The organism is Candidatus Leptofilum sp. (genome assembly GCF_965223525.1).
In the GTDB taxonomy this organism is placed as follows: domain Bacteria; phylum Chloroflexota; class Anaerolineae; order Promineifilales; family Promineifilaceae; genus Leptofilum.
In genome coordinates this window covers 687,272-708,470 of record NZ_OZ245005.1, presented here as the reverse complement: position 1 = coordinate 708,470, position 21,199 = coordinate 687,272, and the positions used below count along the sequence as shown (strand labels likewise).

Below are 21,199 nucleotides of genomic sequence, written 5' to 3'. Positions count from 1 at the left end.
ATGTATTTCACTGAATTAGCTAATGACCTAATCGGGCAAAATAGGGCTGCAACAGCAAAAAGAGCCCAACAGGTACGGCCGTTGCCAACACTGCCCCGGCCATCAACAACGGCCAATCTGAGAGAGTAAGCTGCTGCAGAAGCTGTAAAGCGATGGGCAGCGTGTAGCGGCTCTCTGAGCGCAAGTAAAGCAGCGGCGACACAAAATCCCCCCAGTACAGCACAAATGAGAGGATGGCCACGCCAACGGCCGTTGGTCGCGCCGACGGTAAACCAATCTGCCACCAGCTTGCCAGCACGCCACTGCCTTCCAGCCGCGCCGCTTCATAAATAGCGGTGGGAATGCGGCGGAACGCGCGGTAAAACATCAGCACAAAAAAGGGACTACTGCCCATGAAGGCGGGGGCAATGAGTGCCAAAATGGAATCGTACCAGCCCAGGCGCGTGTAAAGCAAAAAGCGCGTGACCCAGAGCGCTACTCCCGGTACCATCAGTACCGCCAACGAGAGGACAATCCAGCGGCGTTGGCTTGGCTTGGGCAGTTGTGCCATGCCAAAGCCTGCCCAACTGCTAGTGATCAGCGTCAGCGGCACGGCCAAAAGTACCACCAGCAGCGAGTTGAGGGTGAAGCGACCAAAGGGTACCAGTTCCCAGACGCGGCGAAAATTTTGTAATGTTAGGTCGAGGGAAAAGGTGAGGCTTGTGGGTAACGGCCGTCCCACTGGGTGCAACGCCGCCGTAAGCAGCCAGATAAGCGGCAGGAGAAAAATTGCTGCGACCACCAACCGCAGCCAAAAACGCCGAGTCAGTCTAAAGAACAAATGTCTCCTCCGTTGTGCCAATTTGCCACTGTCGGGCGATGAGGTACAGTGCCAACACAATCAGCCCGGTGAGGGCGTACAGCACCCATAAAGCGGCGCTGGCGGCCCCAAACAGCAGCAGGCCAAATCCTTGTTCGTAGATGAGCATGGGCAGCGTGTAAGTAGCGTAATACGGCCCGCCGCCCGTCGTCAGAAAAATGGTGGTGAACGACTCCTGCAGCGTCAAAATAGCGTCCCGAAAGGTGAGCAGCAGCAGGATAGGCGCCATGAGCGGCAGGGTGAGGTAGAAGAATCGTTGGAGGCGATTGGCCCCATCCACCAGCGCAGCATCTTCCACTGAGCTGGGGATATCCTGCAGGGCGGCCAAGCAAACTAGAAAACCTTCGCCAATTTGCCACAACGAGAGCAAAACAAGCCCCGGCTTGGCCCACAGCCCGTCGGCAAACCAGCCTGGCTGTGGCAGGCCAATTGCTTGCAGCAGCAGGTTCATCGGGCCGTAAATGGGGTTCAAAATCCACAGCCAGGCTAGCGCATAGGCAGCGGTAGGAATGATGCTGGGAAGATACACAGAAGCGCGAAACCAACTGAGGAAACGGCCGTTCCTTCGCAACAAAATCGCTAGCAAAAACGCCCCCAGCACCCGCAGCGGCACGGGCAAAATCACCAATGCCAGTGAATTCTGGATACTCAGCAAAAACAGCTCGTCGGTGGTGACCAATAGAAAGTTGAGATTGCCAATCCAACTGGGTGGGGAAAGCGCATCGTAGCGAAAGAAGGCCAGACCAAAGGAGAGTAGCGCAGGCAGCAACACTAACAGCACGATCCCGCTCAGGTAGGGCAGCAGCAGCAGGCGCAGGCGTTGTTGATAGCTGAGGGGTCGCCACAATGGTTTTCGCATGGCGGGTATTGTACCGAAGTTGGGCTTTGGCGCGAACAGACCCGTGGCTTGAATACAGTATTGGTGGGGAACTGTTTTGCCTGTGCGGACGTTGTAAAGGTATAGTGGCAAATGATTTCCGAGCAAATCAGGAGAATGTAAATGAAGACGATAAATATCTTGTTGAGCGCAGCAATGTTTTTGTTGATTGGCTGTACGGCCGTAACCATCACTCCAACCGCAGAAGAACCGCAAGAAACGGCCGTGCCGCCCACAACAAGCATCCCCGAGGAGCAACCAGTGAATACAGACACACCCCAAGCAGAACCCAACAACGAATCTGAACCCATCGCTGAACCGGAACCGACCCCAACCGAGGAGGATAAACAAGTTTCGGAGCCGGTGACGGTGAATTTGGGGGATGTCACCCCGGTTCCCATTGACCTCACGCCAATCGTCCAGCCAGCCCCTGGCAATCCTGGCGTAAGAGACCCTATTGTGCAAGCCATGAACGATTTAAGCCAGCGCTTAGGCGTTGCCGTTGAAGATATTGAACTCGTTTCCTTGTTAGAAGTCACCTGGCGAGATGGCAGCATTGGCTGCCCAGAAGAGGGCGTGGCTTATACCCAAGCATTGGTAGACGGGCAACAACTGATTTTGCAGGCTGAGGGCACAGATTATTACTATCACAGTGGTAAGGGCGGCGTGTTCACCTACTGCAATGACCCGGTACCCCCTCTCGATAACGCATCACTCAACCCCAATCCCTTACACCCCAACCCCGGCCAAGACGATTAAGTAAGATTGTAGTTAAACGAAAAAGAGGCTCCGACCATTCGGAGCCTCTTTTGAAAAACGTCTACTGATGACTGACTTCTATTGACGGATTAGGGGCCAGTTACAACCACTAGTTCAGGCCCATTGCCACTTTCCAAGCTGCTGTACAAGTTGCGTCCCGCTACATTGTCAATCAGTGCCATGCTAAAGGTGCCGTCGCCGCTGATGTAGCCGGTAACGTCAATTTCTATCCAAGTACCACTAACTACAGTGCCAGACCCGTTAATCACTGCACCAACCGTCGGTGCGGTATTGTACGTAATGCTGGTTTGCGCCCAGCTATTGTCAGCAACTTGCGCCACATCAAAGTCAGCATTGCCGCTGGTAACAAACACGCGCAGCGTAGCTGAATCTACCGATCCGTCCAGACCAGATACATCAAACTTGAGGAAGCTCAAGATATCGGGAGCATTGTCTGTCCCCAGAATTGTGGCGGTTCCGTAGTTGCTGGTTGGCCGATTACCTAGCACAATGGCATCCTCAGCAGCGTCAAAGGTAAACGTGCTGCCACCGGGGCCAGAAGTTGCCGTGGCGGTCGGTGTATTGGTGGGTGTGGGAGGTGCGGCCGTATTCGTCGGTGTTGGCGGTACAGGCGTGTTCGTCGCCGTTGGTGGAACTGGTGTATTGGTGGCCGTCGGGGTTGGGCCAACAGGTGTATTCGTTGGTGTCGGCGGCACAGGCGTGTTCGTAGCCGTCGGTGGTACAGTTGTTGGCGTTGGGGTCGGCCCACCACCAACTGTCGTTTCTACCACCAATTCCGGCGGGTTAAATCCTTCACGGCTCTGAGCCACAATTAACGCCGTGTCCGTTGTCGTCAACGCCATGCTATACAGTCCATTGCCTGTGATGTACGAAGTCACATCAATGTCAATGTAACTGCCAGCCGTGGTTGCCCCGGAGCTATTGATAACAGCGCCAATGGCGGGCGCATTGCTGAAGTTGATGCCCGTTTCAGACCAGCTGTTGTCTGCTACTTCCTGCACCGTGAAACCAGCGGTAGATGTCGTCTGTACAAAAACGCGCAGCGTTGCGCTGTTCACTGTTCCGGTCAAACCTTGAACATCGAACCGCAGGTAAGAGTTGACTGTTGGAGCCGCATCAAGCCGTAGCTGGCTACTGCTGCCAAAGTTCCCAGTTGAACGATTGGAGAAGACAGAAGCATCAGCTTCTGGGTTGAAAGTTGGAACTTCCAAAGAAGTGATAACGCCAACTGGCATACGTGCCGCAGGGGCTTCGCCACCGCTTGGGGTGAGCGCAATCGCGCCAAACACCCATTCTCCGCCAGAATCACTGCTGACGATGGCGTCAATGGTAATGGTTTGGCTTGCGCCTGGGGCCAAAACGAAGCTGCTAGGCGTAACGGTAAGTGTGACACCAGCAGGAGATTCAACTGTTGCATTCCAGGTAACAGAGCTGCTGAGCGTACTGTTTACCGTGCGGGTCCAGGAGCAGCTATTGGCGCAGTCGCTGTCCGCCATGCTGGGTAGGTTCAACTCTTTTGGATCACCGCCAGTGGCCGGATTTGCAGCCAGGTAATTGGCTTCTGTTTCGTCCAAAACCAAACCGGCTAAACCAGCTACTGAGAGGTCAATGCGGCCAGACCCCATATCAAAGGGATCGGCTGGCGTGACCCCATCTTCCTTCAAAACAGAGGTGAAAGCAGTTGTCATCAATGCCGACTGAATTTCAGCAGGCGTCCAATCTGGATGTAATGCCATCATCAGAGCCCCAGCACCAGCGACGTGCGGGCTAGACATGGATGTTCCGCTGATGGAGTTCCATTCAACGACGCCACCAACGCCGTAGGCGGCAATGATGTCTACGCCAGGTGCTGTTACATTGGGTGACAAAATATCAATGGCTCGGTTTGCGCCGCGAGAGCTAAAGCCAGCCATAATGTCTGCGTTGCTACTGTTGATATCCATTACGGTGCCAACGATGGTGCCTGTGTGGCCAGAGCCTGTCGCCAGCCACGTTTTCAGGACAACGCCATCGGCATAGGTGATGTGAACGGCAGGCAGAGCGTGAGCATCTGCATTCAGAGAGTTGCCGTTTGGCTCATCATTGGCCAGGATGAAGCCGCCTGCGCCGCCATCTAGCACGCTTTGGCCTTTGTCTACGCGGGCGTGTACACCACGGTCACACACCACAATTTGGCCGCTAAACGTCCCTGGTGAGAAGGCACCGGGCGCACAGAGCGCATCGCCAAAATCGCCAGCGTACACAATTGTTGCTGGACCGTAGCCACCGGTGATGCTCTTGCCACCAATGTCAGCAGGCGGGGTAGTGTTGCCGCCGCTCATGCTGCCCAAAACGTTTAGCAGCAGGCGGTCATGAGTGCTGGCACCAACGGAGGTCAGCCAAGGTGCATCAGCTGGAGAACCAACCGTTTCTGCCCCTGGGCCGTTGTTACCGGCCGATGTGGCAACGAAGATGCCCGCTGCGCGCGCATTTAAGAAACCAACGGTATCAAAATCTGACCAAACATTGGAAGCGGCATCACTACCAATAGAGTAGTTGATGACATCAACACCATCCAAAATTGCCTGGTCAATAGAAGCTGTCAGAGATGAAACGAGACAGCAACCGCTGTAAGCAATGATGTTGGCATGGGGAGCTACACCAGAGATATCGCGGTTAAATGAGAAGGTAGGGGCATTCACCGTTGCACCTAGTACAACGTTACCAGCGGCGGTGCTGGCAGTGTGTGAGCCATGTCCATCATAATCGGTGGGGTCGCCGCCATTGACGCCAAAGTAGCCCCAGGCACCGATTAGCTTGTCATTACAGGTGAAGCTGGGATCGAAGCTGGAGTTACCAGGATCACAAACGCCAACGTAGTTGCCGGAGCCGAAGGGATTGGTGTGGTCGTAGCCATCGCCGCCAATGTCGGCAAAGGATGGGTTGAGTGGGTTGATGCCAGTGTCAATGATGCCGATGATGATGCCTTCACCTTGATTACCGGGCAGACCACCTGTGGCAGTGCCGTTCCAAATATCGGGTGCATTGATCCAGCCGGGGCCGTTGTCGGTCATGAGGACGCGTTCAACGTCGCGCTGTACGGAGATAACACCGGGCATGTTGGCGATTTCTATAGCTTCTTCAGGCGAGAGCAAAACGGCGACGCCGTGATTGCCTGCCTCATATTCGTAAACTGGGTTCACAACACGGCCGATTCGCTGGGCCATGTTGTTCATGTAGTTTGCTCGCCGCTCGGCCAGGAATTGGCGGTAGGCGCGGCTGGCCGGGTCGTTGGGGTCTAAGCGGTTGGTTCCTCGCGCCTGGGGATTGGTGGGTGCCAGGTTTCCTTCACCACCGCGATAGCGAGCCAATGGCGCTTCCTCGAACCGAATGAGGTAGATGCCGGGCTCAGTATCGTTTAACAGATGGGAGGTGTCTACGGCGGAAACGGCCGTTACCTGTTCAGCTTCTGCATCGGCAAATCCGATTGAGGCAGAGGAGAGAACAACAATAACGGCAAGCAACAAAAGTGAGAAAAATGCAAAAGAGTTGCGTTGAGTGAGTTGTTTAATCATGTGGATTTGTTTTCCTTCAAAGATAGATAGAGCGATTCAGGATTAGATGTTTATGGTTTCCAATGATATTTATGGTCACCTCCTTACTTCCAGCGGAAAAGTCATTTTTCGGGCATTGTAAGTTTAGTGAGCAAAACTTACTGGGTTGGTTAAGCAAGAGTTTCGAAAAAAGAGAGCCTCCGTAGAGACTCTCTTTTTCAAATGAACAAACAAATTAGCGGTTTATGGACCCGTTACAATGACCAATTCTGGCGCGTCTGCCCCTTCGTCGCTACTGAAGAGGTTGCGCCCAGAGGCATCTGCCAACAGAGCCAGGCTGAACGTGCCATCACCATTTACATAGCTGGTAACATCAATTTCTACCCAGCCACCGCTAACCGTGCCAGACCCGTTGATGATAGAGCCCGCAGCGGGTGCGGTATTGTAAGTGATTGTGCTTTCACTCCAGCTATTATCGGCAACTTGGGCCACATCAAAAGTGGAGGTACCGCTAGTAACAAAGACGCGCAAGGTAGCCGAAGCCACTGAGCCATCCAGTCCAGACACGTCAAATTTGAGGAAGCTCAAAATGTCTGGCGAATCATCGGTACCCAAGATGGAAGCCGTGCCATAGTTGGCAGTGGAGCGATTGCCCAAAACAATCGCGTCATCGCTGCTGTTGAAGGTGAATGTGCTGCCGCCGGGCCCTGGAGTTGGGGTAGGTGGTGGCACAGTCGGGGTTGGCGGAACGCCTGTACTGGTTGGTGTTGGGGTTGGACCACCACCGCCACCAAACTGCACGACCAATTCTGCCGGATTGCTGCCTTCACGGCTGCTGACCTGGATGAGACTGGTTTCGGCCGTGCTAAGGCCGAAGCTGAGCAGCCCGTTGCTAGTCACGTAGCCGGTCACATCCACGTCTACGTAATTGTTGGCGGTGATGGCACCGGAGCCGTTAAGAACGGCCCCCAAAGCTGGAGCGTTGCTGCCGTTGAGCGTGAATTCACCCCAGGTGTTATCGGCAACCTGATGTACATTATACCCGCTGGTAGATGTGGATTGCGTGTAAATTCGCAGGGTTGCTTGCGTGACGCTGCCTGTCACCCCTTGCACATCAAAGCGTAAGTAGCTGTTGGTTTCGGGGGCGGCATCTATGCGTAAGGTTGTTGCCCCACCCAGGTTGCCATTTGGCCGGGAGCTGATGGCAAAGGCATCTGCTACAGGGTTGAGCGTAACGGAGCCGGTACCAGGGCCAGGTGTATTGGTAGGCGTTGGTGGAACGGCCGTACCTGTTGGGGTTGGCGGAACGCTCGTGGGTGATGCTGTCGCAGTTGCTGGAGGTGTTGGGGTTGGGCCGCCACCTGGGTTACAGGATGCGTAGCTCATTGACGAAATGTAGGTTCCCCAACGGCCGGAAGATGTGCCTGTGTTTTTGCTGTATTCGCCCAAATACCAGAAGGTGGTGCCGTCTGGATCAATGGTCATACCGGTGTAATCACCCCAGCGGCGCGGCGAAGATGATTCAAAGGAGGTGTAATTAATTTCACCTGCTTTGATTAAGGTTTCTGCTTGCAGGGTGTTGAGCGGGTCTGTGCCCTGTCGCCCAGCGTAATAAATTGAAGAGAAGGTGCTGCTGCTGGATTTGGTATACCCAACTGCCATGTCATCACAATGATTCACTGCCAGGTCGGGGTGGAAGCGATATTCACCATTGCTGCCCAAAACGCCAGACTGCACAACTGTGGCGCTGGCCAGATCAACTTGTGCCCAGCGAACACAGTTGACGGATCCGCTGCCAGGGTTACAGGCAATCGTCATGGTGGTCCAGGCCGAACCATTGCGGTACTCAAAGTCGAGTGGACGCCAATCCCCGGAGTCTAGCGTGCCGCCGCCGGATTGCGGGGCATCGAGGGGTAAGCCTGCAGTCACGCCTGTGGTTGCGTTGAGGTCGAAGCTGCCAACGGCCGTTAACGTATTGGCTCCAAACGGATCGGTCCAGGCCCAAATGGTGTGGTCTGCGCCGTTGTAGCCAGTTTCTGTGATGAAGTAATGTGGGCCGCTGGTTGGCCAGGTACCCTGGTTCCAGCCGTGCAGGTTCATTGGTTGGGGCGTGTCTTCATTGCTGCCCAGGTTCCGCATAACTGAAGTCGCTGGCTGGCCTGCGTACATCGCTTGCTTGTCAAACGCCCAAATACGGGAATCCAAGAAGCTGAAGGTGAACATATTAGCACCCATGTAGATGGCATCCCGGCCAACGCCGGCGTGTGGATAATCGAAGAAAAGGCTTCCGCTAGCAGTGGCAAAATGGTAAATGTTCCAGCTACTAGTGGGATCGCCTGTTTGGGAAACAGCTAGGCAGTAGCCTGTTCCATCGGCATCAATTCCCAGAATGTAGCGGTCTTCGGATTCATCGTAAATGGCATTGGGGTCGAAAACGCCCGTGCAGCTAGGGTTTGCCGACATGAAGCTGTCGAACGTGGTGGGGCCAACGAGGGAGTTGCCGTTTTTATCGTAAATTTCCAGAGCAACGTTGACCACGGCAATCACATGGTTGGGGCCTACGGTTAACTCTGGGTCAGGAGGGACATTGCCTCCACCACCGCAGCATTCATTGTAATCCATGCTGTCGAAGTTTGTGCCCAGGGCTGGGGTGAGTGGATTTGGTCCACTTGGTTCTTCAATGGCTAGGCTGGGCGCAAGTTCGGCTGCTTCGGCCTGCAGTTCAGCCAGTTGTGCCGCACCACGAATGCCATCTTGTTCTTGAAGATCAATTTCGCCTCGTTCCCAGCGGTGTAGCTGGTTGTTAGGATCCAGCACACCAGCCGGAACATCACGCAAGTTTACCGTGAAGGGTTCGGCCAGTTGTGAGGTGGCTGGGGAAAGGTTGCTATTTTCTGCGATGCCAGCGCTAGCTGGGGCAAATGCTTGAATTGCCTGCTGGCGGTTGGCGGTTTCTGGGGTGGGCATAGTGGATTGACCCACTAACCAGATGCCTGCTAACAAGAGTAGCAAGGGCACAACAATGCGCGGTGTTTTACGAAACATTTTTCCTCCTTGGATAATGCTGCTTATAGGGTGATGTTTGACTTGTTGTCCGGTGTTGGCCTGGGGAACGGCCGTTTTCCTTCCATATTGCCTTGTATCACGATTCTATTTCAGTGGGTCTTACGGAATTGCCTTGTTTGCTAGACAAAAAAAGAGCATGTCGCCTTCACAAAAGGTGACATGCTCTATGGTTAGTGCAATGAATGAAGATTATTTGTTGTTGTCACAGATGCTTGCTTGTTGTTTGCTAGGTTGTTGTTTTGGTTTGCAGAGCTGTGAACGTTAATTTTGCGTGGAGACACAGCCCAATTGGGCAATATTCTACTAGCTAAAGATTAAAAAGGCCAACATGACGACAACCACAAGTGCCAGGAGGATGAGGATACCCAGAATAAGGTTTAAGCCAGTTGTGCTTTTGCTGGCAGCAGGTTTTGCGCCAACGGTTTTTTTACCAGGTTGTTTTTCTTTTCCGGCGGTTTGTTGTTTGAGCGCAGTTACCGTTTTGTCTGCTTCTTCATCAGTGTTTTGTGCGGTTTGGCTGACGACGGTGGGGTCTTCTTCTACTGGTTTTTGGGCTGTTTCCTCTGGGATGGTGGCTGGTTCTTGTAGCCAATCGGGAAGGGTTTCATTGGGAACGGCCGTATCCGCTGATTCTTCATCCATTGCTGGCGTTGGTGTCGCGTCGCCAGCCTGTTCCTCCTGTAGCCAGGAAGGTAAGGTGTCGCTATCTGCCTGATCAAGCAAATCTGCTGGCATTGCAGATTCCGAGGGGATGGTTGATGTGGGTGCCAAAACGCCAGAACCTTGCAAAGTAGCAAGCTGTTCTTGTGCTTTGAGGTGATTGGGATTAATTGCCAACGTTTTGCTGAGATAGGCGGCCTGTTTTTGCGGGGACTCTACCAATAAGCTCAGCAGATACCAGCCTTGCGCTTCTTCTGGCTTCTCATCCAGGAGCGATGTTAACTGTTTCTGTGCGGCTTCGCGCTCTCCTGATCTGGCTAATGTGATTGCTTCTTTGAGCTGATCATCCATCTGGAACCATCCTCATGGGTCAAAAATAAACCCCATTTACATAACAGTACAAGGTAATGCAAACATTGTAGCATGGCTTGGAGAAAATTTCGAGAGGCTATTTTTCGTTCAGGCGATGTAGTTGGTTATTGCTGAATTGGTACGGTGTATAGGTGGGATAGTGAACCAAGAGCATCTGGTTTGTCTCATCACCTAGGTCGCGGGCGAAGACGAGACGGCCGTTCACCACGCCCTCATTCCCCAAAAACAGTTCCCCATACTCCCACCAATTCCCTGTGGAGCTTTCCACGAAGATGAGGGCTTTCTCGTCGAGTGGCAAGGCCGTTTCCACTTGCGCCACCTTATCCCCTACCACAAAATTAAAGCCGCGATGGCTGTCCATCCGGGCGGGCAGGGTGAAAATGTTGCCGAGGATGAGGAGTGTGAGTGGAACGGCCGTAAGCCACCAACCAACGCGCTCAGCCAACGCCTGCACACCGCGCGCCGTCAGCAGCAGCAGCGCGGGCAGGGCACCGTATAAATAGCGCGGCCCGTACATGATGCCCGAATGCCAGTAAAATGCTTCGGCGGCAACTAGCGAGATGAGTGTGGCGAGTAAAATCCAGTCGGTGTGGGACGGCCGTTTTAGCAAGAATCCCAGCCAAATAAAGCTGAAAGTTAGCAGGGGCAGCCAGCCGAAAAGATCGCTTTGCAGCACCTGCCAGTTGCGTAAAATATTGTGCAGGCCACGCTGCGGCGTGTGGCCGCGTGGCGGCTGGTCAAGGTCGGTACGCCACAGCACGGCGTAGCCAGCTTCCTCTTCCAGCAGTTCAATGGTGAGCAGGTTAGGTGCTTCACCCACATCGTCGCCAAAGCCGAGCTGGTCGTAAGGCCAGTACAGCAGGCGCGGGTCTTGCAGCGGGTCGCCCGTCACGGTCCACTGGTAGACAAACAGCAGGGCTACCAGCGGCAGCAGCCCCGCCAGCCAGACTGCACTGCGCTGCAAGCGATTGCGCCACGGCAGCGGGCTGTGCCAAATGGTGAACAAGAAAAATGGAGCTACGATGGCAACGGCCGTTAACTGCCGCGTCAAAAAAGCCATCCCCGCCGCCGACCCTGCCACCAAAGCAAGTAAACACCTCTGTGCCTCTCTGTGTTCCTGCTTTTTAATAACCATCCACCAACAAAGCATAAACAAAACCAGCCAAAACAGCTCGGCTGCGTGCGCCATCTGGCTGCCGGACAGAAAGAGGAAAAAAGGTGAAAGTGACATCAGCGCAGCTGCAAGTAGGCCGATACGGCCGTTTCCCACCCTTTGCCCCAATTGATAAATGAGCGGTACTGTCAGCGTCGCCAGCAAGGGATTGATGAGCCAAGGCGCGTTCAGCAGCACGCCGATTGCTAAGATAGCCGGGAAGCCAGGGGGATATTTGCCAAACCAACGGCCGTTTTGCACCAGCAAAAATTCCTGCTCAAAAAACTGGGGAAGTAGGGGTGCCTCTGCCCATAGCTCCCCTCGTGCCAGCGTCTGCGCCTGAAACAGGTAAGTGAGCGAGTCCTGCACATGTGGTACACGGGCCAGCACGTCGCTGGCAATGTGTAGGGTGAGGGCAAAGGTGAGAAGGGTGAGGCAGACAACAATTATTTTTTGGGAGATTGGAGATTGGAGACTGGAGATTGTTTTCTTTGTGAACCTCCGTGTCTCCTCCGTGAAACTCCGTGTTCCTGCTTTTTTAACTACCCACAAAATCCCCAAAAGAAGCAACGCCGCCTGCTGCCCCGTGAGCAGCAGGCGCAGCAATGTTTTGGCCTGCTGTAAAAATGGTTTTTGGAAGGGGATGCCTATGAGTGGGTTGGTGGCACGGCCGTTTTCCCATTCCCACCACACGCCCCGCCGATTTGCGCCATCGAGGATGAAAACGAGACCCGTCTGGCCATCGGAGCTGAGCAACAGCAGTCCGGCATCATCCTCGGCGCGGCGCAGGTGGCTGGTGAGGATGAACGAATCGCCAACTGGCTCTTGCAAAACGAGGCTGTTTTGGCTGGCAAGGCCGTGCAGTTCGCCCCAGCGCGTTTGCCAACCGCCACTAATCAGCTTCCATTCGTCCCACGCCATCCGGCCAAACGGCTGCCGCCAGATGAGTTGGCCATCCAGCGTAAATAGGTTCAAATTGTCCCAAGCGGATTGTGGAGCCAGCCAGCGGAGCGGCGCATAGGTTGCTAGCATGGAGCGGGTGGTGCCGGGTCGGGTAGCAAACAGCCCAACCTGGCTGCCCGCGCCAATTTGCGGACAATCAATGCCGATTTGCCGATCAGGTACGATGGCCACGCAACGGCCGTTACTTACTTGGATAGAAACGGCCGTTTCTTCTCCCAATGTCCACACGTAAAGCAAAATTAGTAGGCCATTCAGCAGCCAAAACCAACGGTTACGCATGGCCTCTATTTTAAGCGATTTGCCACCATCAAGGTAATGTCATCAAATTGAGGGGCACCGTCTACAAACCGGCGCACGGCTTCGGCAATCTCATTTTGTAGCTCTGTGGCGGTAGCAAATGACTGCTGAGCGATGGCCAACATGCGGTCTTCGCCAAACTCATCTTGCTGTTCATTTTGCGCTTCTGGCACGCCGTCGCTGTACAAAATCAGGCTATCGCCCACGCCAATCTGGATGGTTTCCTGTTGCCAATCCATCCCCTCAAACATGCCCAGCGGGATGCCAGTTTTAGCCAGGCTTTGCACACTGCCATTTATGTGAAAGGTGGGGTTGTGTCCGGCGTTGGCATAGGTGAAACGGCCGTTCCCTAAATCCAGCACACCATAAAAAACCGTCACAAACTGGTCAGATTCCGTGTCTGTCAGGATGCGCTCATTGGCCAATTGCAGGGCCTTGCCCGGTGCATCGGGGAACTGCATGGCGTAGGTGCGTATCAGGGTGCGGCTGAGTGCCATGTAAAGCGCGGCCCCGGTGCCTTTGTCTGCCACGTCCGCCACGATGAGTCCGAGACGGCCGTCTTCTAGCGGCACAAAATCGTAAAAATCACCAGAGGTTTGCCGCGCCGGGATGAGCGTCGCGGCAAAATCCCAGTTGGGATGTTGGGGAATTTGGTTAGGCAAAAAGCTTTGCTGAATACGCCCGGCAAAGGCCAGCTCCTGTGCCATCTTTTGCCGCTGCAACGTTTCCTGGTGGGTTTGCGCCCGGTATAGGGCAGAGCCGATTTGGCTGGCCAACTCTTGCAGCGTCGGCAGCAATTGGGATGGCGTGCGGCGTGATGGCATTCGTTGTAAATAAACTCCCCCAACGCAATGCACCACTTCCGCCTCGCCCGAAATCAAAATCTTTACCAAAAACCGATGCCCCGAAGCGGTTTTTTGCCCCGGTAGCTGCACATTCCGATCAACCAAGCTATTTTCTTGGGCATTACGAATGCGCTGCCACAATGCTTCTGGGGCAGGGGGCCAATTTACGGCCGTTTCCAATGTAAACGTAGGCCAGGCAGCTTCCGTACCATCAGCGAGATTATTAAACAAGCGAATTACCAACTGGTCATTTGGAAATAAATCAGAAACATGCTCGGTTAGCGCGGCTTCGATCGTAGAGCCATCGGCTGGCGCAGTAATAAGCGCCTCACCCAGATTCTCCAGTTTGCGTAGCTCCTTGCTGCGAGTTTGGGTCAAAATATTAAATTGGCTCAAAAAGTAAGCCAGCATATTGGCAAAGGCCACAGCTAGGCAGAGTGATATGAACACTGGCAAATTGTGGGTGTCGTAAGCCAACGCCAACGGCAGGGCAAAAGGCACAGACAATAAGGATAGAAGAACGCCAACGCCAATAAGCTGAAACAAAGTTTGGCGGTTCAGCGGTTGCCCAGTTTGGATGGTGACGCTCCAGGTAGGTAAAAAATAGACGATAAGGGGCGTTGTTGACAGTGCCAAAATGCCCAAAACGGCCGGTAGCCAGGCAGCCAAATTGTTTGCCTCGAAGGGATAGGAGCCGCCCGTGGCTGTAAAGACAGTATCTGCCACCAATAAAATAAAAATAGAAGTGCCGCACGCTTGTATAAAATCGTTGATGATAAAAAGAAAGGGCAAATTTTGCCGTTGATTTTGCCAGCCAGATTGCACGGCCGCTCCCAACGCCACTATCCAGATAATCCACAATGCGCTAGGGCCGAAAATGAGCAACATCGTCATGCTTAACAGGCCTGAGAGTGAGGTGGAGAAGGGGAGGGTTAGATTTTCTGTGAGGGAGACGGGTAGAATAAACGGCCGTTGATCCAATAATGAAATAAGAATCAGCAAAAAGAGCAAAATGCCCCAATTCGCTACAATAACAGACCAGTCTGTTACCAACCACAACCACACCGTCGCCACAATCAAAAAAGGAAACAGAAAGTAAGCGTAAGTCATGGCCATATGGCCCATTTCTTGCAAGTTTGCAGGTCGTTTTTTTAGCGCGGGAAATAATTGAATGGTAAGCTGACGTAGTTGTTGAGTTAGCTGGTGCATTTATTTACCGATGTTTAGCCAAGCAGTGGTACAGCGTTGAGTACAAAATGGATGAAGATGGGCAAGATAAGGCTGTTAGTTCGTCGGTAAAGATAGCTCATCAACCAACCAAAGGCAAAGCTAAAAATCATCCAGGCGAGGACGGCAACGGTAGGATAGTCGGGCCAAAGCAGCAGCAGTTGTGTGGCGTGGCGCAGCGCAAAAAAGCCTGCCGAGACGAGCGCAGCGCGACGAAAGCCCCAGCTTTTTTGCAGCGTACCGTGCATGTAGCCTCGGTAAAATAGCTCCTCGCCAAAGGCTGCCCAGAGAAAAACCATGAGCATGTAGGCGGTCTGGATGGTTTGGGGATCGCTATTGAGGCGGGCTGCGGCCGTTTCGTACATCGCCAATAACGCAGACCCGATGTTGACGGCCGTTTCATCCATGCCGCTAAAAAGCTGTGGCACCAGCAAGCCTAGAAATAGCCCCCCGACAAGCTGTATCAACACGGCGGCTACGATTCCTGCGGGCCAATGCCACCAGCGCACGGCTCGCAGGCTGCCAAAACGGTAGGTTTTTAGCACCAGCGGAATTGCCAGAGCCAACAGCGCATACAACACGTAAAATGGCGACCAGGGCAGGATGCTGTTTTCTATTGCGGCGATGAGGGTTAGGAGAACGGCCGTAACCAGCACCCCATTAACAGAAAGCAACCAACTTCGCATCATCCACCTTCAACAAAAAAGCCGAGGCGAAACTAGCCCCGGCTCCCAATAAGTCGCCCAATCGTAAATCTAAAATCGCTAATCGTCAATTGCTACAGCCAATCGTCTGGCTCTGCAGATGGCTCTTCTGGGAATGTGCCTTCCAGGTTGATCCAGGCCAGTTCAAGGGCAATGGCTCGGAAGGCGTTATTGTGCAGCCGCTGCTGCCAGCGCGATTTTTCTTGCTCACGGGGGTCGGCGTTGCTGTCTACGCCGCGAATGTTGTCGGCCAGCGTATTGCCAAAGATGTTGCCCCCAATGCCGTCCTCCACCATGTCTGCCAGCCGATCCTTCAAGCTGCGCCGGGCTTTATCCTCCCCTTCATCCACTTCCCGCTGGAGTGCGGCTTTGGCTTCTGTCCAGTTCATCCGACTAAAGCTGTGGATGAGCTGCTCCCGCGACATCGTTTTGAGGCGGCTTATGACTTCTTCGCCACTGATCCAGGTGTCAAGGTCTTCACCGTTGGGGTGCGGGTAGCGCACCTGAATTTGGTCACTAAAGTCGTGGCGCATCTTGGCCCTAGCGCAAAATTGGATGAAGGTGGTCATCTCTTTAGCATAAACGAATTGTGGGGATGTGTAAATAAAAACGGCCGTTCGTGGGGAAATGGCCGTTTTTACCATGGTTTTTATACAAAACAGACTCTTTATTTTGTTGTGATTGGAAGATAAATAAATTTACCTGTGTACACAGTTCCAGATACTGTATTGTTCAAAGATTCAAGTTCGTTGGAGGTAGTTGTGATGGAAACCGTGTTTGTAAGAGTCGCAAATGTTGGTGCGGCTAATCGAACACGGACATACACCACAATAGTTTGTGTTTCGCTTTTTGCTGGTAAACCTCCTATCTGCCAAGTGGGTGTAGATTCATCGATTGAAGCAATATCCGAACCTTCAAACACTAAAGACCCTGGCAGCAAAAGTGAAATTTCTACATCTTCTGCCAGCGCACCGCCCCGATTGCCATAAGAGATAACGATTGGCACGGTTTCCCCAATGCCAGCATTGACGCTTTCAATATCTACCCACACATCGTTGTATGTAGAACCAAGCGACACTTCATCCAAATAGACCCACGCCGATGGTTGGTTGGTCGATTGGTTCAACTCAAATGTCAAGGTAATCGTTTCATTTGCCCAGGGCGATAAGTCGATCCATTCATGTACCCAGTTTGGTGAGCTTTGCTTAGTGGAGAACAATAGAGCATCATCACTGGCACCGTTTAAGCTAACCTTGAATACAGATTCACCGTATGAGCTCACACCTCCCAATTGATACATAAAAGATAAGATTGGATTGGCTAAATCGGGCGTTAATACAACTTCCTGAGAAAGTGTTCCAATGTTTGCTTGATCAACATAAGAGGGTGTAATAAAGAAGCGTTTAAGGGAACCATATTTTACTGAATAAATATGGAAATTCCCATAGGCATCAAACATAACTTCATCGATCAGTGAGATGGACGATGATTCAGATATGTTTGCAGCTGGTTCCCAATTCCCTTGGCTATTTAGCCACGAATAATAAATGTTGCTACTTCCAGTCGAAGCACTTAACCAAAAAAGGTGAATTTTATTATATTGATCGATTAATAATTCTACAGGTGAAATAAAATCATCAATAATAGTTTGGGGAGGTTGCCAGACATTATCTGCATCTCGTTTCATATAGTTAATGTCTGCAGAACCTAATTCATCCCAAACAACATGCAAATTGCCACTAATATCTCCTACTATCCTTGCGTCTTTGCCATTAGATATTAACGGCTCGGAGTAGTGCCATCCATTGTTGCTGCTTAGATAATAGATAGGCTGCGTGCTTATTGTTGAAGTAAGCAGATGAATAACGCCTTCTGCATCTACGAAAACAGAATCGATGTGTGAATGTACGCCGCCAGAAAAAACGTTAACCTTTGCTGTCCATGTGCCATTTGGGTTTCGTGATTGATGCCTGATAACATCATCATCGATCCAAAGTAGGTCCACTCTTCCCTGATATTCTAGTACTTCAAAATCATCGAATGGATCTAAATGACAGCTGTCTGAAACGTTTATTGGTGTTTGCCAAATACCATTATTTGTCCTATGAACATAAAAAAGATCGTCACAACCATCTACGCTCCAAACTAAATGTAATGCACCAGAGTCTTTGACAATGAGTTTAGCACTCAGATTTTGATTTTCATATTCCTCGTTGTTGCGGAATATTCTTACGGGCGAATCCCAAATATTATCTGGACTGCGATAAAGATAGTAAATGTCTTCTTTTTCCATAGTACTAGTTGTTACGCCTTTAGTGAAAATGACATGCAAGGAACCATCATTTCCTACTTCTAATTCAAGTACCCCAAGGCTCTTAAGGTCGTCAACTGGTACTTCTTCTGGACTAGTCCATGTTCCATTTGGTAAGAGGGAGATGTGGAAAATGCGTTGCCCATTTGATTCACGCCAAATTACATGGGCTTCACCATTTGCTCCCACCGCAACTTGAGGCGCATTGGTTGTATCCATCAATTCGGTTAAATCATAATTTGATAAGGTGGTTAGTTCACCAAGCCTGACGCTGTAACTTCCGCTTGTTTGAGTATTTGTGACTATTTCTTGAGATAATCCTCCGGCATTTTCCCATGCGGGAGAAAGTGTTCCAGTTTCAAACCCCCAATTGCTAATGATATTATCAGCAGGAGGCAGAACTACATTATGGTAGCCGTCTGGTTCAGGCTCAAAAAGGGTTATAGGCACGGTACCGTAACCAGATTTGCTCCATGTGGCAGAATAGAGCGTGCTGTCGTCCAAAACGTAGGAGATATAGCTACCATCTGAGTTGCTGGGAACAATGCCGTCAGCAGCTGGGGTGGTCGTGCTGGTTGCTCCTGTGATTGGGGTATGGGTGTTATCAAATGCATACCCATATGAGGCCCAACGGTAAAATGTAACCTGATCATCACCATCGTCTGCGGGCCAACTTTCAACGTTGTTTGCATTATCTGTGCCGCGGACGCGGAAGTAGTAGGTTTCTCCTGCTGTACCGCCATTGAAGACGGCCGTTGTCTGACCCGTATTTGTTTTCCAATTGACCCAACTCCCACTTTGGCCAATCTTATACTGAACCACGTAATGCTTGATGCCAGAATATCCAGGATCTGTACCTCCCCAACTAATTATTAGTTCATGATTGTAACGACTGTACTCAGGTGTAATGGTTAAAGTAGTGCTCGGTGGATAGGTTTCAACCGATGTAGAAGTTTCTGCACCAATGGGCCAAGTTTCATAGTTGAATGCACTGTCTCTAGCACGAACGCGGAAAGCAACGGTTTCGCCACCGCTTGCGGGGTAGTTGCCGTAGGCACTGGCGGTATCTGTCCAATCTTCCCAGCTCCCGTTACCGACTTTTGCCTGGACTGAATATCGGGCCACGCCTGAGCCGCCTGTGTCACTACCAGTCCAGCTAACAGGGATTGGGCCTGGGGATTCTGCTGCCAATGGGTTAATTTGTGATATTGGGGGTGTAATATCGCTGGTTTGCCAGGCGGCATCCCAATCCAAACCGGATGTGCTGAGCCGTTTGGTGCCAGCATTTTGTCCCCAGGCATCAGGATAGGCTTCCGTCCAGTACCAATTACCCTGATAATTGATAAAAGATATTTGGGTATATACGATCCGGCTGCCATCTGGTGACCAACTAGAAGCCCAGGCATCTGTTTGGCCACTAGGGTTATAGATTTGAGATTGGCTGGAGCCATCCGCATTCATGCGCCACAGATCTTGCCAACCGTCGCCATCGCCATCGGCATCATAGGCAATTTGGCTTCCGTCGGGTGACCATTGGGGTCGTAAGCTGTACGCTTGGTTAGAGAGTTGCGTTTGGCCACTGCCATCGGCATTCATGACGTAAATACGGTAGCCGCCTGTGCGCCGGGAGACAAAGGCAATTTGACTGCCATCGGGTGACCAGGTGGGCATACCGTCAAAATCGCTACTTGTGGTGAGTCGAGTTTGATTGCTGCCATCGGCGTTCATAACATAAATGTCGGCTTCGCCATTGCGGTACGCTTCAAAAACAATTTTGTTGCCATCGGGCGACCAGGAAGGATTCCCATCGGTTGTGCTATTGTCGGTGAGCGCTGTCTTGCCAGAGCCATCCACATCTATTGAATAGATTTCGTAATCGCCACCGCTGTTGGATGCGTAAACAATCTTGGTATTGCCTCGGTTAAGATGGGGGTGTATTTCTGATTTACCTGTACTCACCACGGCCGTTTGCCCAGTGCCATCATCATTCCCCACAAAAACATCCCAATTGCCATTGCGATAGGATTGAAAGGCTACTTTGCTCCAAGGTAACAGGGCGTCTGGTGCCGTCACGGCAAGTGCAGATTCAGCTTCCGGTTCCTCGCCGGGTTGGTGAGGGATTTGCTCTAGGTTGAAGCGGGGGCGGGAGGTAGCTAGGTCTTGATTGGGTGGTGCTGCATGAACTGTGAGTGTGAGGAAGGTAATCCCCAAAATTAACAGGAAAAAGCGGACGACAGTGGTAAATGGACGAGACATTGAACCCTCCTGAAGGTTGCTGGAATTGATGGATGATTGGTGTCGCATGGACGCAACGCTCTTACGCGAAGACAGTGTAAAAAAACTGCCATTTTTTAGGTACTTGACAAGCTCATGATAAAAAGATGATTTTTATCATGTTTCTGGTGTATTTAGACGCAGCGACTAGCTTTGAGATTATTGATCGAGGATGAGATACACGCGACGGCCGTTTTCCACAAACCCCAACTTTTCTGCTACGCGCAAGCTGGGTTGGTTTTGCTCGCCGCAGCTCCAGACGGGGATACGGCCGTTTCTTGCAGTAAATGTTCCGGGTTTGGGCCGCGCAGCTCTGGCGGCGCAGCTGTGAGGAGTGGCAAATCTTCTTGGGCGAGTAGCCGCACGTTGGGATGCGTGAGCAAATTGGCTGGCGGGGGTTGGGTAAGTGTGTGGTAAACATCTGCCAGCCGCCGCAAGGGGCAACCCAGGCGCGCGGTTAGCAGCGGTTCGAGTTCATCAGCTATGTCTTGGGCTACGTTGATGCAAAACCAGTTGGGGATTTGGGATAGCAGGTCGGCGATTTGCTGGGCGTTACGGCCAAAAATCATCGGTTTGCCAGGGCAGCCGGGGTCTTCGATGACGGCCGTTTCAAACCCATCATCACCCAGACCAACGGCGTAGGCTCTGGCGGTTCCCCATAGCAAATGGGCGCGTGAAATGACGGTTTGGGGGCTGTCTGGCAGGTGGTGGGCCAAGAGGTGGCAATCTTTGGGGGAGAGGGGGGCGATCATTTTATGAATCGGTTTCGGTGGGCAGTTCACATTGTGGCGTGCTGCCGGGTAGGCGGTAGCGGTTGTTGGCTACCCAGCGGTACATCCAATCTTGCACCTGGCGGATGCCGGGTAGGGAATACAGGTAGGTAAACGGCCGTAACCACCAACAATACCGCAACGATTGGTTGATTGCCTCCGCGCCGCCAGTGAGACGGCCGTTGGCATCCACAAACCACGCCTGGGTCATGCCGTCTTTATCCGTTAGGCCCAGCGCCGCCATTGTATCTGGGATGGCTTGCCAGGGCTGCAAATTGATACGGCCGTTGGTCCACGACTCCACGAGCCGCGCCGACTTCTCTCAAAAGCCGCAGTCACCATCATAAATGAGCAAAGGGTATGTTTGATTCAACGCATCCATAATTGAATTATAGCGAGAGAGGGTAACAATTGGCATGATGGCAACCGACATTTACAAACCGCTCACACTTTTTTGGACGAAATTAGCAGAAAATACTGCAAATCCGATGACAATGCGCCAAGAAAA

The 21,199-nt window shown here is 52.2% G+C and carries 13 protein-coding genes; 1 reads left to right on the top strand and 12 read right to left on the bottom strand.

Going from position 1 to position 21,199, the window contains the following annotated elements; translation table 11 throughout:
* Positions 1-19 precede the first annotated feature (19 nt).
* Both ACOQPM_RS20085 and ACOQPM_RS20080 read right to left on the bottom strand, forming a co-directional pair.
* Positions 20-820: a carbohydrate ABC transporter permease gene (locus ACOQPM_RS20085; protein WP_420632040.1), complete on the bottom strand. Its 801-nt coding sequence runs from the start codon at positions 818-820 to the stop codon at positions 20-22.
* Positions 810-1,718: a carbohydrate ABC transporter permease gene (locus ACOQPM_RS20080; RefSeq protein WP_420632039.1), complete on the bottom strand. Its 909-nt coding sequence runs from the start codon at positions 1,716-1,718 to the stop codon at positions 810-812. Before ACOQPM_RS20080 ends, ACOQPM_RS20085 begins: the two co-directional genes overlap by 11 nt.
* 141 nt (positions 1,719-1,859) lie before the next feature.
* On the opposite strand from ACOQPM_RS20080, the gene ACOQPM_RS20075 reads away from it, so the two are divergent.
* On the top strand, positions 1,860-2,495 hold the full coding sequence (locus ACOQPM_RS20075) for a hypothetical protein (protein ID WP_420632038.1): 636 nt from the start codon (positions 1,860-1,862) through the stop codon (positions 2,493-2,495).
* 89 nt (positions 2,496-2,584) lie between these two features.
* On the opposite strand, the gene ACOQPM_RS20070 is transcribed toward ACOQPM_RS20075, so the two are convergent.
* From ACOQPM_RS20070 to ACOQPM_RS20025, 10 genes are all read right to left on the bottom strand, one after another.
* Positions 2,585-6,070: a DUF7594 domain-containing protein gene (locus ACOQPM_RS20070; RefSeq protein ID WP_420632037.1), complete on the bottom strand. Its 3,486-nt coding sequence runs from the start codon at positions 6,068-6,070 to the stop codon at positions 2,585-2,587.
* 222 nt (positions 6,071-6,292) lie between these two features.
* Positions 6,293-9,094, bottom strand: coding sequence for a DUF7594 domain-containing protein (locus ACOQPM_RS20065; protein WP_420632036.1), 2,802 nt, complete (start codon positions 9,092-9,094; stop codon positions 6,293-6,295).
* A gap of 324 nt (positions 9,095-9,418) precedes the next feature.
* A complete protein-coding gene (locus tag ACOQPM_RS20060) occupies positions 9,419-10,126 on the bottom strand; it encodes a hypothetical protein (RefSeq protein WP_420632035.1) in 708 nt (235 codons plus the stop codon).
* Between the two features lie 97 nt (positions 10,127-10,223).
* Positions 10,224-12,542: an ArnT family glycosyltransferase gene (locus ACOQPM_RS20055; protein ID WP_420632034.1), complete on the bottom strand. Its 2,319-nt coding sequence runs from the start codon at positions 12,540-12,542 to the stop codon at positions 10,224-10,226.
* A gap of 5 nt (positions 12,543-12,547) precedes the next feature.
* Entirely contained in the window at positions 12,548-14,614 is a 2,067-nt protein-coding gene (locus ACOQPM_RS20050; RefSeq protein ID WP_420632033.1) for a PP2C family protein-serine/threonine phosphatase, read from the bottom strand.
* A gap of 14 nt (positions 14,615-14,628) precedes the next feature.
* Positions 14,629-15,321 carry a CPBP family intramembrane glutamic endopeptidase gene (locus ACOQPM_RS20045; protein ID WP_420632032.1) on the bottom strand — a complete coding sequence of 231 codons (693 nt, stop codon included), beginning with the start codon at positions 15,319-15,321 and terminating at the stop codon, positions 14,629-14,631.
* Positions 15,322-15,410: 89 nt separating this feature from the next.
* On the bottom strand, positions 15,411-15,980 hold the full coding sequence (locus ACOQPM_RS20040; RefSeq protein WP_420632031.1) for a hypothetical protein: 570 nt from the start codon (positions 15,978-15,980) through the stop codon (positions 15,411-15,413).
* Positions 15,981-16,003: 23 nt separating this feature from the next.
* On the bottom strand, positions 16,004-19,903 hold the full coding sequence (locus ACOQPM_RS20035; protein ID WP_420632030.1) for a hypothetical protein: 3,900 nt from the start codon (positions 19,901-19,903) through the stop codon (positions 16,004-16,006).
* A 236-nt stretch (positions 19,904-20,139) separates the two neighbouring features.
* A complete protein-coding gene (locus tag ACOQPM_RS20030) occupies positions 20,140-20,673 on the bottom strand; it encodes a hypothetical protein (RefSeq protein ID WP_420632029.1) in 534 nt (177 codons plus the stop codon).
* Position 20,674: 1 nt separating this feature from the next.
* Positions 20,675-20,995, bottom strand: a complete 321-nt coding sequence (locus ACOQPM_RS20025; RefSeq protein ID WP_420632028.1) for a thiol-disulfide oxidoreductase DCC family protein — start codon at positions 20,993-20,995, stop codon at positions 20,675-20,677.
* Positions 20,996-21,199 lie beyond the last annotated feature (204 nt).